General features: G+C 64.9%; 14 protein-coding genes and 1 pseudogene. 6 read left to right on the forward strand and 9 right to left on the reverse strand.

The features are described 5' to 3' along the window. Positions 1 to 212 precede the first annotated feature (212 nt). Together F2P46_RS28110 and F2P46_RS28115 are read left to right on the forward strand one after the other, a co-directional pair. On the forward strand, positions 213 to 422 hold the full coding sequence (locus F2P46_RS28110) for a hypothetical protein (protein WP_166896419.1): 210 nt from the start codon (positions 213 to 215) through the stop codon (positions 420 to 422). Between the two features lie 58 nt (positions 423 to 480). Further along, a complete protein-coding gene (locus tag F2P46_RS28115) occupies positions 481 to 2,640 on the forward strand; it encodes a phosphocholine-specific phospholipase C (RefSeq protein ID WP_166896543.1) in 2,160 nt (719 codons plus the stop codon). A gap of 25 nt (positions 2,641 to 2,665) precedes the next feature. Here the strand turns inward: F2P46_RS28115 and F2P46_RS28120 are convergent, their stop codons facing one another. Further along, positions 2,666 to 3,466: an HDOD domain-containing protein gene (locus F2P46_RS28120; RefSeq protein ID WP_166896475.1), complete on the reverse strand. Its 801-nt coding sequence runs from the start codon at positions 3,464 to 3,466 to the stop codon at positions 2,666 to 2,668. Positions 3,467 to 3,921: 455 nt separating this feature from the next. Here F2P46_RS28120 and F2P46_RS28125 point away from each other — a divergent pair, with 455 nt between their 5' ends. Both F2P46_RS28125 and F2P46_RS28130 read left to right on the forward strand, forming a co-directional pair. Further along, entirely contained in the window at positions 3,922 to 4,335 is a 414-nt protein-coding gene (locus F2P46_RS28125) for a DUF6351 family protein (protein WP_166896477.1), read from the forward strand. 341 nt (positions 4,336 to 4,676) lie between these two features. Beyond that, positions 4,677 to 6,992: a DUF6351 family protein gene (locus F2P46_RS28130; RefSeq protein WP_166896478.1), complete on the forward strand. Its 2,316-nt coding sequence runs from the start codon at positions 4,677 to 4,679 to the stop codon at positions 6,990 to 6,992. A gap of 31 nt (positions 6,993 to 7,023) precedes the next feature. Here F2P46_RS28130 and F2P46_RS28135 read toward each other — a convergent pair whose 3' ends face one another. The 4 genes from F2P46_RS28135 to F2P46_RS28150 all read right to left on the reverse strand — a co-directional run bounded on the left by F2P46_RS28135 (position 7,024) and on the right by F2P46_RS28150 (position 11,134). Then, on the reverse strand, positions 7,024 to 8,475 hold the full coding sequence (locus F2P46_RS28135; protein WP_166896480.1) for a glucose/sorbosone family PQQ-dependent dehydrogenase: 1,452 nt from the start codon (positions 8,473 to 8,475) through the stop codon (positions 7,024 to 7,026). A 132-nt stretch (positions 8,476 to 8,607) separates the two neighbouring features. After that, the gene (locus F2P46_RS28140; RefSeq protein ID WP_166896482.1) at positions 8,608 to 9,174 is read right to left on the reverse strand and encodes a hypothetical protein; all 567 of its coding nucleotides are present in this window, start codon (positions 9,172 to 9,174) and stop codon (positions 8,608 to 8,610) included. A gap of 15 nt (positions 9,175 to 9,189) precedes the next feature. Further along, on the reverse strand, positions 9,190 to 10,035 hold the full coding sequence (locus F2P46_RS28145) for a hypothetical protein (protein ID WP_166896484.1): 846 nt from the start codon (positions 10,033 to 10,035) through the stop codon (positions 9,190 to 9,192). A 190-nt stretch (positions 10,036 to 10,225) separates the two neighbouring features. Further along, positions 10,226 to 11,134 (reverse strand): CAP domain-containing protein, encoded by a 909-nt coding sequence (locus tag F2P46_RS28150; RefSeq protein ID WP_166896486.1) that lies wholly within the window; start codon positions 11,132 to 11,134, stop codon positions 10,226 to 10,228. Between the two features lie 101 nt (positions 11,135 to 11,235). Here F2P46_RS28150 and F2P46_RS28155 point away from each other — a divergent pair, with 101 nt between their 5' ends. Beyond that, a complete protein-coding gene (locus tag F2P46_RS28155) occupies positions 11,236 to 11,772 on the forward strand; it encodes a DUF2058 domain-containing protein (RefSeq protein WP_166896488.1) in 537 nt (178 codons plus the stop codon). A 13-nt stretch (positions 11,773 to 11,785) separates the two neighbouring features. Here F2P46_RS28155 and F2P46_RS28160 read toward each other — a convergent pair whose 3' ends face one another. From F2P46_RS28160 to F2P46_RS28175, 4 genes are all read right to left on the reverse strand, one after another. Continuing rightward, positions 11,786 to 12,778: a GlxA family transcriptional regulator gene (locus F2P46_RS28160; RefSeq protein ID WP_166896490.1), complete on the reverse strand. Its 993-nt coding sequence runs from the start codon at positions 12,776 to 12,778 to the stop codon at positions 11,786 to 11,788. A 30-nt stretch (positions 12,779 to 12,808) separates the two neighbouring features. Beyond that, on the reverse strand, positions 12,809 to 13,939 hold the full coding sequence (locus F2P46_RS28165) for a DJ-1/PfpI family protein (RefSeq protein WP_166896492.1): 1,131 nt from the start codon (positions 13,937 to 13,939) through the stop codon (positions 12,809 to 12,811). Positions 13,940 to 14,127: 188 nt separating this feature from the next. Then, positions 14,128 to 14,547 carry a hypothetical protein gene (locus F2P46_RS28170; RefSeq protein WP_166896494.1) on the reverse strand — a complete coding sequence of 140 codons (420 nt, stop codon included), beginning with the start codon at positions 14,545 to 14,547 and terminating at the stop codon, positions 14,128 to 14,130. A 76-nt stretch (positions 14,548 to 14,623) separates the two neighbouring features. Continuing rightward, positions 14,624 to 14,827: a hypothetical protein gene (locus F2P46_RS28175; RefSeq protein WP_166896421.1), complete on the reverse strand. Its 204-nt coding sequence runs from the start codon at positions 14,825 to 14,827 to the stop codon at positions 14,624 to 14,626. A 293-nt stretch (positions 14,828 to 15,120) separates the two neighbouring features. Between F2P46_RS28175 and F2P46_RS28185 the strand changes: the two are divergent. Further along, positions 15,121 to 15,994, forward strand: a pseudogene (locus F2P46_RS28185) (Cache 3/Cache 2 fusion domain-containing protein). Positions 15,995 to 16,101: the final 107 nt, after the last annotated feature.

Here is a 16,101-nt window from a genome sequence, read left to right on the forward strand (position 1 = left end):
TGGACAGTCAAACATTGACTGGCGCAGGCATGCGGAAAGTGCGTCGGCCCGCCTGAAAAGCAACACGCCGGATAGTTATCTCATCGATATCTGGAAATAATGTGTAATAGCAAGGTCATGCGGGTGTCACTCTGCCGTAACATTAGAGCAATATTATCTTTCTTGCCTGTAAGACAGGTCACGACCCTGATGATTTTTCAAGAAAGACAGCCATGCAGTATTGCCCGCCAACACCCCGCTGCACGCCCCTTGCCGCGCGCCTCCTGTTTGCCGCGCTGATGGGCGCAAGCCTGGCCGCCTGCGGCAACGACGACCCGGCGCCGGCGGCGCCGGTCGCGCAAGAACCGGCGCCCGCGCCCGGCGCGGCCGATCCGTCGCGCGCCTGCAGCGCCAAGTCAGCCAGCATGCGTTGTGCCCCGTGAGCGCCGCTTTCCCTCGCGGGGACCTCGCGCCACCCGATAAAACCGACAAAAAATGACGATGACACCCACCAGCAGACGCGCGTTCTTGCGCCAGGCCGCCAAGGTCGGCGCTAGCGCCGCCGCGCTTTCCATGTTTCCGCCCGCGATCAGCCGGGCACTTGCGGTCGCGGCCAACAACCGCACCGGCACCATCCGGGATGTCGAGCATATCGTGATCCTGATGCAGGAAAACCGTTCCTTCGACCATTACTTCGGCACCCTGAAAGGGGTGCGCGGTTTCGGCGACCGCTTCCCGATTCCGCTGCCGGCCTCGAATGCAATGGGCAAGCACCGGGTCTGGTACCAGCTCAACGACAGCGTGCCGGCGGCGCCGCGCGTGATCGCGCCCTTCCATCTGAATACCCAGCAAAGCTTCAATGCCATGCGGGTGTCGGGCACGCCGCACAGCTGGCCGAACGCGCAGTACGCGTGGAACCACGGCATCATGGACACCTGGCCGACCCACAAGCAAAACCATTCGATGGGCTACTACAAGGAAGCCGATATTCCTTTCCAGTTCGCGCTGGCCAACGCGTTTACCATGTGCGACGCCTACCACTGCTCGTTCCAGGGCGGCACCAACCCGAACCGGGTGTACGCCTGGACCGGCGCCAACGACCCGCTCAAGCAGGGTCATGGCCCGGTGATCGGCAACAGCTACGACAGCGTCGAGCACGACCCGACCGGCGGCTACGCCTGGCTCACCTATCCGGAACGCTTGCAGGCGGCCGGCATCGGCTGGCAGGTGTACCAGAACATGGCCGACAATTTTACCGACAATCCGCTGGCCGGCTTCCGGCGCTTCCGCGATGCCTTCGCCAACCTGCCCGGGTCCGATCCGCAGTTGCGCGAACGGGGCATGAGCACGCGCGACCTCGACCAGCTCAAGCTCGACGTGCAGGGCAACAAGCTGCCGCAGGTGTCGTTCATTGTCGCCACGGCCGAAGGTTCGGAACATCCCGGCCCGTCCAGCCCGGCGCAGGGCGCCGAGTACACCGCGGCCGTGCTGGACGCGCTGACCTCGAACACCGAGGTCTGGAGCAAGACCGTGCTGTTCCTGATGTTCGACGAAAACGACGGCTTTTTCGACCACGTGCCGCCGCCTGCCGCGCCATCGTATGTGCAATGGAACAGCGACCCGAAGCAAGCGCTGCTGGCCGGCGCCTCGACCGTCAGCACCGTAGGCGAATATCATGAGATCGCTTCCACCGAAACGAGCGAAGCGGCGGCCCTCATGCACCGCCCGTACGGGCTCGGTCCGCGCGTGCCGATGTATGTGATTTCGCCGTGGAGCAAGGGCGGCTGGGTCAATTCGCAAGTGTTCGACCACACCTCGGTGATTCGGTTCATCGAAACCCGTTTCGGGGTGATGGAACCGACCATTACGCCGTGGCGCCGCGCCGTGTGCGGCGACCTGATGAGTGCCTTCAACTTCAAGAACCCGGACGGCGCCGCGTTTGCGACCGCCTTGCCGGACACCAAGGCGCTGGCCGCGCGCGCCCGCGCGCTGGGCGACACCAAGACCCCGGACCTGCCGGCCTTGCCCGAACTGCCGACCCAGGTGGCCGGCACGCGGCCCTCGCGCGCCTTGCCGTACGAGCTGCACGTGAGCGCGCGCGTGCATCCCGACAAGGTCGAGGTCGAACTGCTGTTCTCGAACACGGGCGCGGCGGCGGCGGTGTTCCATGTGTACGACCAGAACCAGCTGAACAAGCCGCCACGACGCTACACGGTGGAAGCGGGCAAGGACTTGAACGGGGCCTGGGCGCTGGGCGAGCAGATGGGCAAGTACGACCTGTGGGTGCTTGGGCCGAACGGTTTTCACCGTCACTTCAGCGGCACGGCGTCGCGCCAGGGGCCGCAGCCGGAAATCCAGGTGTGCTACGACATCGTCAACGGCGCCGTCTCGGCCAAGTTGCGCAACGATGGCGCGGTGGCGGCCACCTTTGTGCTCAAGGCCAACGCCTACTTTGATGCGCCGGCGTGGAATGTGACGGTGGCGGCCGGCGCCATATCGGAGCAAGCCTGGCCGCTGTGCGATTGCGGCAACTGGTACGACTTCAGCGTGCGCGTGAGCGAATTGCCCGGCTACGTGCGGCGCTTTGCCGGCCGCGTGGAAACGGGCAAGGATGCGATCAGCGATCCGGCCATGGGCGGGTTGGCGCTGGCGGGGGATTAATCCGCGCCGGCGCTTACGGCGTCCGCTACGGCGCCGCCGAAAACGAACTATGCGAAGGAAACTTCTTCTTCATCCACTCATCGTTCAGTTGCAGGGCGGTGACGATGTCGGCCGGCAGCGTATCGAGAATCTCCGGGTCGTCGCTCGGGGTATCGGCCAGCAGGCTGGCCAGGTGGATGATGGCGCCGAGTTTGCTGAACGGGTGCGCCGCCATCGGGTCCGATGAGCATTCCAGCGCGCGCACGATCGGCACCGGAAAGTTCCAGCGCCGGCCCAACTCGGCAGTAATTTCCCCTTCGCAAAACCCCAGCAAGCGCTGCTCGCGCTCCCAGCGTCCGCCCGGCAAGTGCGGCTGCTGTTCGATTTCGGCGAACGCGGTCGGCTCGGCCTGGTAAATCAGCAGTTCGCCCAGGCGCACCATCATCCCGGCCAGCCAGGCATCCTGGCCGTCGTTGCCGAGGCCCGTCGAGAGCCACTTGGCGTAGCCGGCGCAAGCCATGCTGCTTTTCCAGAATTCATCGCTGTCGAGCCCTGGCAGGTCGGGAAACGATTCGGCGAAGCAAGCTGCCAGCGCCAGGGTGCGCACGTGCGCCATGCCGGTCATGGCGATGGCGTCGTCGAGCGAATTGACGCCGCGCGAGACGCCGAAGCGGGCGCTGTTGGCCAGGCGCATCAGTTTGGCGGTGAGCGACGGATCGCGCGCGATGATGGCGCTGATCGCCTTGGCCGAGGCATCTTCATCGTCCAGCGTCTTGATGAGCGCGTGGGCCACTTCGGAAATCACCGGGAGTTTGACGTTCTGAAAAAATGCGGAGAGTGCGGGCATGGGGCTTCCTTTTGAAGGTCAGTCGCGGCGTGAGGAAAGGGAGTGCGAACGGGACGGCGTGGACAGGACAAGGGCGCCGGCGCCGGGGTGTGCCGGGTGCGTCGGTTGATGAACAGCGGTGCGAAATCGGGCAGGCATGCTTCGGTGTTCCCCAGCTTGCGTTGATGATCCAGTCTACTCTGAGTAATGCCCCATGCAAACAGAATCCGCAGCGTCCAGGACATGCCGGCGCGGCGCGCGCAGGGGCGGCGCGCCGTTTCCTCTACGGGCGACTGGCGCGCCATGCGGCGTGCGTAGAAAAGCTGCTCCCGACGCTACTTGCCAAGGTGTTGTTTTAGCGTACGCAAGGGGTTGGAACAATGTCCGGCCGACTGACTGTCGCCAATGCTGGCGGCAAACGGCAGAGCAAGATTGACAATACTTTGTGTTGCACACTCCGCCGGAGGACTTTTGCCATGAACCATTGGACATGCTTGAAGCCCGGAACGCTTGCCGCTATCGCCCTGGCCGGATGCACGGGCGCCATCCCGTCCCCGGAGCCGGGCATCACGCTGCGGGTGCTTTCCGGCGAGCCGGACTATGTATCCGGCGGCGACGCGCGCGTCGAGGTGGCCGCGCCGGCCGGATTGGAAGGCAGGCTGGCATTCCGGCTCAATGGCCGCCGCATCGACCCGCCCATGGCGGCGGCCGGCAAGCGGAGCGAGGGCGTCGTCAGCGGCCTGGTCAACGGGCGCAAACTGCTGGAAGTGGCGCTGACCGATCCGCGCGGCAGGGTCAGGACCGATGCGCTGGTGCTGACCAACTATCCCGTGACCGGCCCCATGTTCAGCGGCCCGCAGCAACAGCCCTTCATTTGGATAACCAGCTAGCAGCCTGTCGGACTTGGGGAGTCGAAGCGAAAAAATAGCTGGGCGAGGCCAGATTTTGACGATTTCGCAGTGCCAATAGCGAGCTATTGGCCGAGAAAGCGGCGAAATATGGACCGTCCCAGGTATTTTTGCAGCCGACGATCCCAAGTCCGACAGGCTGCTAGGCATCGGCCATCCGGTGTTTGAAGCGGGCGCCAAGCGCCTGCTCGGCTACACGCGCCTGGCCCGATAATGTCGCGCTCCATGCTTCACGAAATTGACTATCGTCAATGCTGTCCGGGCGTCGCAGAGCAGGATTGAAGACTGGTCGGTCCCGTTCAATCACTCCGGAGGCAATCGCCATGACCCATTGGAACCCATCGTTCGCCTGCGCGCTCGCCGCCATGCTCGTGCCCGTCGTACTGGCCGGCTGCGGCGGCGCGGTACAAGCGCCGGACAGGAAGCTGTCGCTGACCGTGTTGTCGAGCAAGCCGCATGAAGTCTCCGGCGGCGACGCCCGCATTGCCGTCAACGCGGCCCCGGATGCGCCCGGGAAGATGACCTTCCTGCTCAATGGCCGGCCGATCGATCCGCCGATGGTGGCCGCCGGCACGCGCATGGAAGGGGTGGTGTCGGGCCTGGCCGACGGCGCCAATACGCTCGAGGTGCGCTACGCCGCCGATGGCGGCCGGGGTGCTTCGGCCGCGCTGGTGCTGACCAACCATCCGCTGAACGGTCCGGTTTTCAGCGGCCCGCAGCAGCAGCCCTTCGTGTGCCGCACCCAGGAGTCGGGCCTGGGCCAGCCGCTGGTCGATAACCAGGACGGGGTCGGCCATCCGGTGTTTGACACGGTTGGCGGGCGCCCGATCGGCCACAGCAAGTCGTGCGCCATCAAGACCCAGATCCACTACTTCTATTTTAACGGCGAGGGCTTCAAGCCATTCGATGCCGCCACTGGCTACGCCACGCCCCCGGCCGACCTGAAAACCGTCACGCTCCATGGCGCCAGCGTGCCGTATGTGGTGCGGGTCGAAGCGGGCACCATCAACCGTTTTGTGTACACCATCGCCATGCTGGCGCCGGTGGCGCAGGGCCAGGGTGCGGCGCCGGGCTTCGACAGCGCGTCCTGGAACCGCAAGCTGGTCTACTGGCTGCGCGGCGGCGTCGGCCTGGGCCACCAGCAGGGCACGGCGATCTGGTTCAGCAATGGCCTGCGCGGCATCGAGCGCCAGATTATTTCGCGCATCCTGGCGCAGGGCTATGCGGTGCTCAGTTCGTCCGGTAACGAAGCGGGCGTGCATTACAACATGCGCCTGGCCGAAGAAACCGCCATGATGAGCAAGGAGCGCTTTATCGAAGCGGTCGGCGTGCCCACCTTCACGATCGGGATCGGCGGCTCGGGCGGGGCGGTGCAGCAGTATCTGTTCGCCCAAAACCGGCCGGGACTGCTGGACGCCGGGATTCCGGTGCAATCGTATCCGGACATGGTCACGCAAACCATTCCGGTGGCCGACTGTCCGCTGCTGGAGCAGTATTTCAGCGACGAGGTGGCGCGCGATCCGGCCTCGTCCTGGACAAGCTGGAGCCGGCGCGCCCTGATCGAAGGCTCGAACGCCAGCGACACGGCCGGCAACCCGGTCACCGGCAAACCCGGATCGACCGAATGCATCAACGGCTGGCAGGGCGCGGTGCCCACCGTGCTCAATCCCGTCTTCAAAGATCCGCGCTACGAGCTGGTAGCACAAAATTACGGCTATCCGGCCGACGTCTTCGCCAAGGTCAAATGGACGCACTGGAATGACCTGGCCAATATCTATGGCACCGATGGCGACGGCCATGCCCCGAGCGCGGTCGATAACGTCGGCGTGCAGTACGGCCTTGGCGCGCTGGCGCAGGGACAGATCGGCAAGGATGAATTCCTGCGCATCAATGCCTGCGTGGGCAGCTGGAAGGAGCCGTCGCAATTTGTCATGTGGGAGTCGGCCGCCGATCCTTTCGACGCGCGCAACATGCAGCGCAGCGCAAGCTGCCGCGATCCGGGCGGCGTGCCGTCGCCACGGCGCGCGGGCGACATGGCGGCCATGCACGCGGCCTATGCATCGGGCCACGTGTTCACCGGGCAGCGCCTGGATATTCCCATGATCGACGTGCGCCCGTACCTGGAGCCGTCGCTCAATATGCACAATGCGCGCCAGGCGTTTTCGGTGCGCGCGCGCCTGCTGGACGCCAACCGCACGGCGGCCAAGAACCAGGTGATCTGGTTCGCGGCCGAGAAAGCCGACCAGAGTGCGCGCGCCCTCGATGCGCTGGCGGTGCTGGACCGTTACCTGAGCGAAGGCGCAGCGCCCGCCGGCTTTACCGACCAGTGTTTCGATGCCAGCGGTGCGGTAATCGCCAGCGGACCGTCAAGCTGGGATGGGGTGTTGAACCAGCAGCCCAAGGGCGCCTGCAGCGCGGCTTTTCCGATCTTTGCCAGCCCGCGCATGGTGGCCGGCGACTCGATCAAGGGCGATATCTTCAAATGCAAGCTCAAACCGGTGGCCGCCGCAATGGGCGATGGCACTTATCCGGACGCGGCCCGCTTCAACGCGGACGACAGGCAGTGGCTGGAGCGGATCTTCCCGCAAGGGGTGTGCGACTATCGCGCCGGCGACCAGGGCCGGCCGGCGCGCTGGTGACAGCGCACGGCCCCGGATACGGCGGCGCTGCTTACCTGGCGCCGCTGTATTTGAAGACCAGGATCGCGCCCGGATTGTCCAGCCTGGTGGCCGGCGCACCGTTCTCGCCGGTGCCGAGCGAGCCTTCGACATCGGTGGCCACGTAAATGGTGGCGCCATCGGCGCTGACCACCACATCGCGATACCGGTTCACCGAGCGAAACAGCGGCTCGGCGTCACCGAGCGGCAAGTGAGCTGTCGGATCGAGCCGCACGCGGTAGATGGCGCCGCGTTTCAGGCTGCCGATCAGCAGCGAATTCTCCCATCCCGGCACGCCGGCCTTGCCGCCCTTGTAATAGGCGACCGAGGACGGCGCGACCGTGGGCCAGCAAATGTAATACAGGCTGTTCTCGGCGCACACCGGGTCCTTGAAACTGAAGCTGTTGTCGACCGTGTAGAAGGTTCTCAAAGGTTCCACAAAATCGGGATCGGACCATGCCGATTCCTTCTGCACCGGCACCCCCGGCGGCACGCCGGCGCCGTTCAAAGCCGGGTCTTTCACGCCCTCGCAGCCGCCTTCGGCCTTGGAATAATTGGCGTAGGCGTAGGCGGCGTTATCCTTGTAGCCGGCCACGTTCGGCCAGCCGTAATTGCGCCCGGCCAGGATCAGATTGAGTTCGTCGTCGGTATTCGGTCCCTGTTCGGTGGCGAACAGCTGGCCGGCGGGGCTGAACACCATGCCCTGGGTATTGCGGATGCCCCAGGCGTAGACATGGCTTTTCACGCCGTGGATGACCGGGTTATCAAGCGGGATGGAGCCGTCCTGGTTCAGGCGCAGGATCTTGCCGCGATAGGCGCTCCAGTCGGCGGCGCGCACCTCGGCGGCGCTCGGCAGCACCTGCGCCTGGTTCGGCACGCACAGATAGGTCATCTGGTTGGCGCCCTGGTCGCCGATCGCGTAGTACAGCTTCTGGTCGGGGCCGAACAGCAGGCGCGCCGACTGGTGGTCGTGCGAGGACGGCAAGCCTTTGATGACATCCTTCGGCGCGCCGAGTTTTTGGGTCTTCGCATCGTAGGTATAGCGGCGGATCGCGGTACGGTTGGGAAAAGCGCCGCCGTCGCCGCTGGCGTACGAAAACGACACGTACACATAATCGCGCCCGCGTTTCCTGAGCAGGTCCGGATGCAGCGCCAGGCCGAGCAAGCCGTCTTGCGCCTTGTCGGAAGAGACCACCTCGTCGATGGTGGCGATCACGGTTTTCTGGCCGCTGGCCGGATCGACGCGCAGCACGCGCTTGCCGGTCTGCTCGGTCAGCCACAGCTGGCCATCCGGTCCCAGCACCATATTGTGGGGATTGGCGAAGCCGCTCGCCAGTACGCTTTTGGTAAAGCCCGGCGGCAGCGGCGCGACCTTGGTCCCGGTCGGCGGGGGCGGTTCAGCCCATGCCGGTGCGCTGGCGGCCAGCAGGAGAAGCAGGGTGTGCGCAAGGCCGGTACGGTGCATGTTCTCTCCCAGGGGCCGCGGGCCCGTTGATGTCGGTATGGTCAAGCAAGCAATATACGCTACTTGCATAAACACGCGATTGGCCCAAAAAAACGCCACCCGAAGGTGGCGTGATGGCGACAGCGGCGTTCCTCAGCGCGCCGCGATCCCGGCTTTGCCGCAGTGGGCCGCCAGGGCCGGCGCCATGCTGGCGAGCATGGTGTTGGTGGCATAGTTCAGGGCGGTGACGTGCTCCGACTGGGCGCCCCACATATTCGCCTTGCTGCCGGTGGCGCGGAATTTTTCCTGCGCCGCGCCTTGCGCCGTCACGTCCAGCGCCACCATGGCGTTGATGCGCATGTGGCCGAACCAAGTGTAGGCGCGGATGAGGCGCACATCGAGGTTGACGGCCTGCGGCACGGCGGTTTTGCTGTGCGAAACGGTGAAACCGTATTCTTTCAGCGCATCGAGGCTGGCGCTGATAAACGGTTCCGGGCTGTCGGTCGGTACCGGCATGTCGGCGCCGATACCGTCTTTGGTCGGGCGCTGGTCGCTGATGCTGACGATATTGATGGCGCAGGCGCCCGCGACCGGCTTGGCGACAACGTCGCTGCTGGCCGCTTCATAATTGAGCGCTACCTTGGTTTCGGCCGCGCCGGCGCTCACTGCCAGCAGGCACGACAACAAGGGGGCAAACAGGTGGATCGATGGTTTCATCATGGTCGGTTCCGCTTCTTATTGGGCGATGGAATACAGGTGGCCGTTGAGCGCACGGAGGACGGCGCGGCCGTTGCCGGATGCGAGCACGGGTGCGTTCTGCTGGGCCACACTGACACCCTGGATCATCGGAATGGTCCCTTTCGGCAGATCGGCGGCGTCGGCCGGGCCGGCCATCAGGTCGAGTTTCATCATCAGCATGATGTTGTCGATGGCGTCCTTGGACGCGCTGCGGTAGGCCGCGCCCTTGTTCTCGCCCCATGCCTTGAGCGAGTCCGTGCCGCCCGCGCCCAGCGGGCTGGAAAGGAAGACATAGGTATTGAGGAAGGACTTCTGTTCCACGTTCGGGCGCGACAGGGTGGCCACCGAGCGCACGCTCAGCTGCTTGAAGTCGGGCGAGAAGGTGTAGCTGGTCTGGATGACCATCAGGCCTTTGCCGGCGCCGACCGCGTTGACGCGGTCGGTGATCTGCTGCATGGTCGACGGCATCGGCTGGGTTTCGACAGCGCCGAACTTGAGCGGCGTGCCGCTGGCCAGGTTGGCGGCCAGCGCCTGCAGATAGTGCGAGCGGAAATCGTAGTCGTCGACCGAGGCGTAGAACGGGGCCAAGGTGCCATGAATGGTGTTCTGGCGCGATTCGGCCACTTTCGAGTCGATGAATGCGCCGATCAGGCCGCCACCGAGGGCGGCGCCGGCGCCGAACGCTTCGGCGCGCACGATGATTTCGTCCTGGGGCAGCAGGCTCGTCACCGGCACCTGGGTCAATTCTTTCGCCGCGGGGTCGAGCGCGACCCGTGTCGGTGGCATGGTGCAGGCACTAAAACACAGCGCCACGGCGCCGGCGATCACAATCCTTGATAGCATTTCCGTTTTCCGTTCCGTCATTGGTCCTGAGCGACAGGACCTTTGTTGTAAAAATATCCAGCCGGAATTTTACGGGGAAGCCAACTAATTCTACAGGTAACTATTTATTTATTTTGAGAAAAAGTTGCGGTTAAGATCTTGTGCGTGTGTATTTATTGTGCATTGCAACAGCCGCTTGGCGGCCAGCAGCTTACTTGGCCGGGTTGAGCGGCGTGACGGGGTCGGCCAGCACCTGGGTCCAGTACACCCGCGCACTCGCGCCGGCATGGTGGATGGCGTAAGCGGCGCCCATGTCGCTCAATTGCGGGTCCATCAGGTTGGCGCAGTGGCCGGGGCTGTCGAGCCATCCGGCGACCACCTCGTCGGGCGAATCCTGCCCGACCGCGATGTTTTCGCCGACGCGGCGCCACTGGTAGCCGGCCGCCAGCGCGCGTTCGCCGACCATGCGGCCATCTTTTCCGGTATGGCTGAAATAGCGCCTGGCGGCCATGTCGGCGCTGTGGCCCAGCGCCGCGGCGGCCAGTTCCTCGTTCCACACCAGCGGTGGCGCCTCCTCGAACGCTTGCGCGCCGCAGTTGCGGGCGCTGGCGCGGGCCCGGTTGGCCGCCTCCAGGATGCGCAGCCCGGCTTCGCGCGAAGGCGGCAGGCGCGAGGCGGCCGAGGGCGGGGCCGGCTCGGCCAGCACGATCAGCCAGCTGTCGCCGGTGCGGCGCGCGCCCACGTGCGCAAAGCGGGCGTTTAACAGTGTCTTGCAGTAGCTGCGTTCGATGCTGGCCATGACCCGCACCGGATCGGACACCCCCGCCACGTAAATCGCGTCGGCCTGGGCCACCGGATAGCCGGCGCGCTCGATCGCCGGCGCCAGCAGGGTGCCGGACGCCACCTGGACGCTGGACAAGGCCGGATGCGCCAGCAATGGCGCCACCGGTCCCAGCGTGGCGCCGTGGCAGGTGTGCGGGACGGCGCGGTAGGCGTTGATCAGTTCGATGAGCGTGGTGCGTTGCTGGGCGCCGGCCGGCAGCGTGGCCAGGGCCAGGCTGGCGAGAAGCCAGCGCAGCGGCTTATGGGTGGAACGGCAGTGTGGAGCGAAGAATGTCATGCGGGGATTCTAACAGCGGCCGCATTTTTGCTATGCTATCGACTTTCCACCGGCTGGCGCCCTTGCGCGGGCCGGCGAACCTCATTTACGGAGTAGTGCATATGGCCTCGTTGCAAGAGCAGTTTTTGAAAGCCGGCCTGGTCGACAAAAACAAGGCCAAACAGGCCAACCAGGAAAAGACCAAGCAGAAGAAGGTCGAGCGTCGCACCGGTACGCAGAGCGTCGACGAGGCCCGCCTGGCCGCACTGGAAACCCAGCGCAAGAACGCCGAGCGGGCGCGCGAACTCAATGCCCAGCGCGACGCGGCCGCCAACGAAAAAGCGATCGTGGCGCAGATCGCCCAGATGGTGCAGAAGAACCGCCAGAGCAAGGGCAATGGCGATATCGCCTACAACTTCACCCACAATAACAAGATCGAGCGTTTTTACGTGTCGGCGGCAGTGCAGGCGCACCTGGTGGCCGGGCGGCTGGTGATCATCCGCCAGGGCGATTCGACCGAACTGGTGCCGCGCGTGATCGCCGACAAGATCGCCGAGCGCGATGCGTCGATCGTGGTGCGCGTGAACAAAGCGAGCACCGAGGTCGATGCGGACGATCCGTACGCGGCGTTCCAGATCCCCGACGACTTGATGTGGTAAGCCAGCCGGCCACTCACAACGGCGCGCGCTGCGAGAAGCGCGCGCGGTACTGCAGCGGATTGACGCCGAAATTGCGCAGGAAGACACGGCGCAGCGTTTGTTCTTCGGCATAGCCAATTTTTTTGCAGATGGCTTTCAAGGGCAGGGTGCTCGATTCGAGCGCCCGGCACGCCGCTTCCATGCGGATCGCCTCGACCGTCTTGGCCGGGGTACGGCCCACAGTGGCGGCATACACGCGCACGAAGGTGCGCAGCGACATATTGGCCATCCCGGCCAGGCGCGCCACGCTCAGGTCTTCATCGATATGGGCGGCGATCCACGCATGTAAAGCCGCAAAATTGCCGTCGTCGCGCGCCTGCGCCGCCAGCGGCACGCTGAACTGCGATTGTCCGCCGGCGCGCTTGATGAACATGACCAGCTGGCGCGCGGTCTGGATGGCGATCTGGTGGCCGTAGTCGGCTTCGATCAGCGCCAGGCTCATGTCGATGCCGGCCGTGACCCCAGCCGAGGTCCAGACGCCGCGATCATGGATGAACAGGGCGTCGGCATCGACGTCCACATCCGGGTGGCGCTGGCGCAAGCGCTCGACCCAGGCCCAGTGGGTCGCCACGCGGCGCCCTTGCAATTGGCCGGCGGCGGCCAGCACGAAGGCCCCGCTGCACACCGAGCAAAGCCTGCGCACGCCGCCCGCGTTTTCTGCGATCCAGCCGGCCAGCCGAGGGCTGACGGTAAATTCTTCTCCCTTGCAGCCGCCGGCGACGATCAGCGTATCGATGCCGGCGGCATCGAGCGTGGCGACGGACTGCGTGTCGACCGCCAGCCCGGCGCTGGACATGACGCTGCCGCCGCCAATCGACGCGATGACGGTCTGGTACAAGGCCGGCGCGCCGGCGGCCTGGCTCAAGCGGTCCGCCGTGGCAAACGCCTGCAGCGGCCCGGCCAGGTCGAGCAGGTTCATGTCGTCGTAGGCCAGGAAGACGATGCGGCGCGGTGGGGAAACGAGCATGCGTGTGATGTTAGTTGATCCGGACCCGCATTATCGCCGCTGCCACGGGTATTCGGTTTCCAGCACCACTAAGCGGGCGGCCGCCGCGCCGTAGCGGGTGGTGATGTCGGTCAGGGCCTTGTCCAGCACCTGGGCGGACGGCGTGGCATCGAAGGCGGGCAGGGTCCAGTCCATCGGCCTGGCTTGTCCGCCAATCGGCTCGGTCATGAGCAGCAAGCCGTTGCGCGTTGTGACCTGCGCGCCGCTGTGCGCCAGCGCATGGACGCGGGCGCGCAGGGTGGCGGTGTAGGCGTCGGCGCTCAGGGCGAGCGCCAGTTCATCGACGCCGTCGGCGACCTCGATGCCGATATCGTCGCTGGGACGCAAGAAATACGCGGTCACGGCGCTGACGCGGTCGCCGAAGGTGAGGCGGAAGGCGTCGCTGTCGTGCGTGGCGCTCCAGTCGGCTACGCCGAGCCGGGCGGCCAGGGCCTGCGCGCGTTCGGTGCCGCCGATCGCTTCGACCAGCGCCAGCGAGGTCGGTAGCGCCGCGCTGATGCCGGCGCTGGTCACCATCTTGCCGTCGGCGACATAGCGCGTGTTTTTCAGCCAGGTCGTCCCGGGGAACTGCTTGATGCGCGCCGCGTGGGTGCTCCAATGCCCGGTGGCGCGGTGGCCGCGCGTCAGGCCGGCGTGGGCCAGCACGATCGAGCCATTGCAAATGCCGACCATGGTCGCGCCCCTGGCCGCCTGCGCGCCGATCCACGCCAGCAAGGCCGGGTCATCGGCGTGCTTGACGGCGGGGATGATGACGTAGTCGGCGCCATCGGGATAGCGCTGGTCGAATTCGGCGACGCTGGCGCCGGGCCGTATTTTCAAGGGCGGCAGCAGCAGCGGGCCGGCCCCGGTGGCCACGCCGACCACCTCGGCCACGCCCGACTGGGCCAGCACGCCGTAGGGCAGCACATAGTCGGACATCACGGTGCCGGCGTTTTCGCCCACCACCGCGATCACCGGCCTGGCGCGGCCGAAGCGCGGCGCGTAAGGGGCGATTTTTTCGGCGCTCCCGATTGTGGTGGTGGCGCCCGGCGCGGCGACGGCCGGGCCGTCCTGCGCGAACGAGGGGCCGCTGAAAGAGAGGGCGGCAAGTGCGATGAGCGCCAGCGGCGGGAATGCAGTCATGGGTCGGACTCCGGTCAGTCATGAAGATGAGGTTCTGGCCCGGATTGCTTAGCGCATCCGGAGACTGAGACGATCTTATGAGACCGCAGGCTTGGCGTAAATGACAAAATACGGTCAATTTGCGCCAGCCCGGAACGAAAAAAACGCCAACCCGCATGGGTTGGCGTTTTTCGGGGAGCTGCGCGATATTACTTGGTCGCTGGCGCCGCTGGTGTTGCCGGTGTCGCCGGCGTTGCCGCTGCCGTGACCACCGGTGCCGCGACGCCGCTTGTCGCCGGCGTGGCTTCCTTGGTCGCCTTGGCCGACTTGGCGTGCTTGGCGTGTTTGGTCTTTTTCTCGGTCTTCACTTCGGTCTTGGTGGTGACTTCTTCTTTCATGCCCGCAGCCGACTTGGTTTCCTTGACTTCGGTCTTGACCGAGTGCGAATCCTTGGCGCCGTGGGCATCCTTGGTGTCGGTCTTGACGACGGTGGTTTCTTTGGTGTCGGTCTTGACCACATGCGCTTCGGTTTTCGCCGCCGGTGCCGGCGCCGCGGCAGGCGCTGGAGCCTGGGCGAAAGCTGCGGTTGCGAACAGGCCGGTAATCAGGGTAGCGATAGTTTTTTTCATGATGTGGTTTCCTTGGAATGGATATAAACGGTTTATATTGTTATGTATGGTGAGGCTTGCTTACTTGCTTACTTGCTTACTTGCTTGCCTGGGGCGCTGGCTTGGCGGCTGGCGCGGCGGCCTTGATGTCCGTGCCTGGTGCTTTGACGTCGGCTTTGGTTTCAACCTTGACTTCGGCCTTCGCTACCGGTGCTGCTGGCGCCGGGGCCGGCGTGGGAGCTTGTGCAAACGCAGCGCTGGCGAACAGTCCGGCGGTCAGGGTAGCGATTACTTTTTTCATGGTCAGTCCTTTTTCTGGTTTGAGGTTCGGTACACAGTTGCCGTGTCACTGAGCTGAAAACGCTGAGCGCAACCGATGAGTTGACGGCCTTTACACGCGCTTACAACTTGCGCTATCTGCTTACAACTCGGCATTTTTCCGTATCGCGCCGCCGTTGTTATGGCATGCGTGAAAATGTTGTCGCAGCGCCTACGTAGAACTCCTGATCTAATTGTTGGTTGGAAACATCAGCGTCTAAGTTCTCGGTCGACAGCGCGCGCAGCGTGCAGACCGGCGCGCTGATGGTGCCGGTGATGCAGCACGATGGCGTCGACCTGAACCTCAATTTTTCGGCCGTGGACCGCTTTTCAGAGATGACGGGCGGGAATGCGACCATCTTCATCCGCCATGGCGACGACTTCGTGCGCGTGGCCACCTCGGTCAAGAAGGCCGATGGCGCGCGCGGTCGGCACCAATCTCGGCAAGGCCCATCTGGCGTTCGCGAAGATCATGCAGGGCCAGGCCTATCGCGGCATGGCGGTCTTGTTCGGCAAACCGCACGTGACCGAATACGTGCCGGTGCTCGACGCGACGGGCAAGGTGATCGGCATCTTGTATGTGGGCGTCGACATTTCGAACGATATCGATGCGCTGAAAAGCCTGATCAAGTCGCTCAAGGTGGGCCAGTCCGGTTACTTCTTTGTGTTGAATGCGAAAGAGGGCGACAAGCTCGGCGAATACGTGGTCCACCCCGACCAGGAAGGCCGCAGGGCGCTGGGGCAGCGCGATACCGGCGGGCGCGCCTTCATCGACGCCATCCTGCGCAGCGGCAAGGGCATGATGCATGTGGTGCCGGCCGGCGCCAAGGGCGATGCCGTGCGCGAGCGCATTTTGGTCTACCGCACCAACAAGGACTGGGACTGGACCATCGTCGGCGTGGCCTTTGCCGACGAGGTGACGCAGGAAGTGAGCAGCCTGCGCCTGACCCTGTTCGTGGTCGGCGGCGTGGCGCTGCTGGGATTTGCGGCGGCGCTGTTTTTCATCGTGCGCCACATCGTATCGACCCCGCTGGGACTGGCGACCCAAGCCGCCGAACGGCTGGCCCAGGGCGACCTAGGAGATGGCGGCCGAACTGGAACGCTCGGTGAGCATTTTCAAGCTGGCGTAAACAGCATCATCACGGCGTGATTCTCTCGATGGCCGGCCGGCGTTGCGCGCGTGCCGGCCATGGTCGTTTTCGGAGCCGCCTGTTATTGGCACGCATCCTTGCGAAGCGTGGCATGGTAAAATTAGCA

This window comes from Massilia sp. CCM 8734 (assembly GCF_011682155.1).
GTDB classification, from domain to species: Bacteria; Pseudomonadota; Gammaproteobacteria; order Burkholderiales; family Burkholderiaceae_D; genus Telluria_A; species Telluria_A rubra.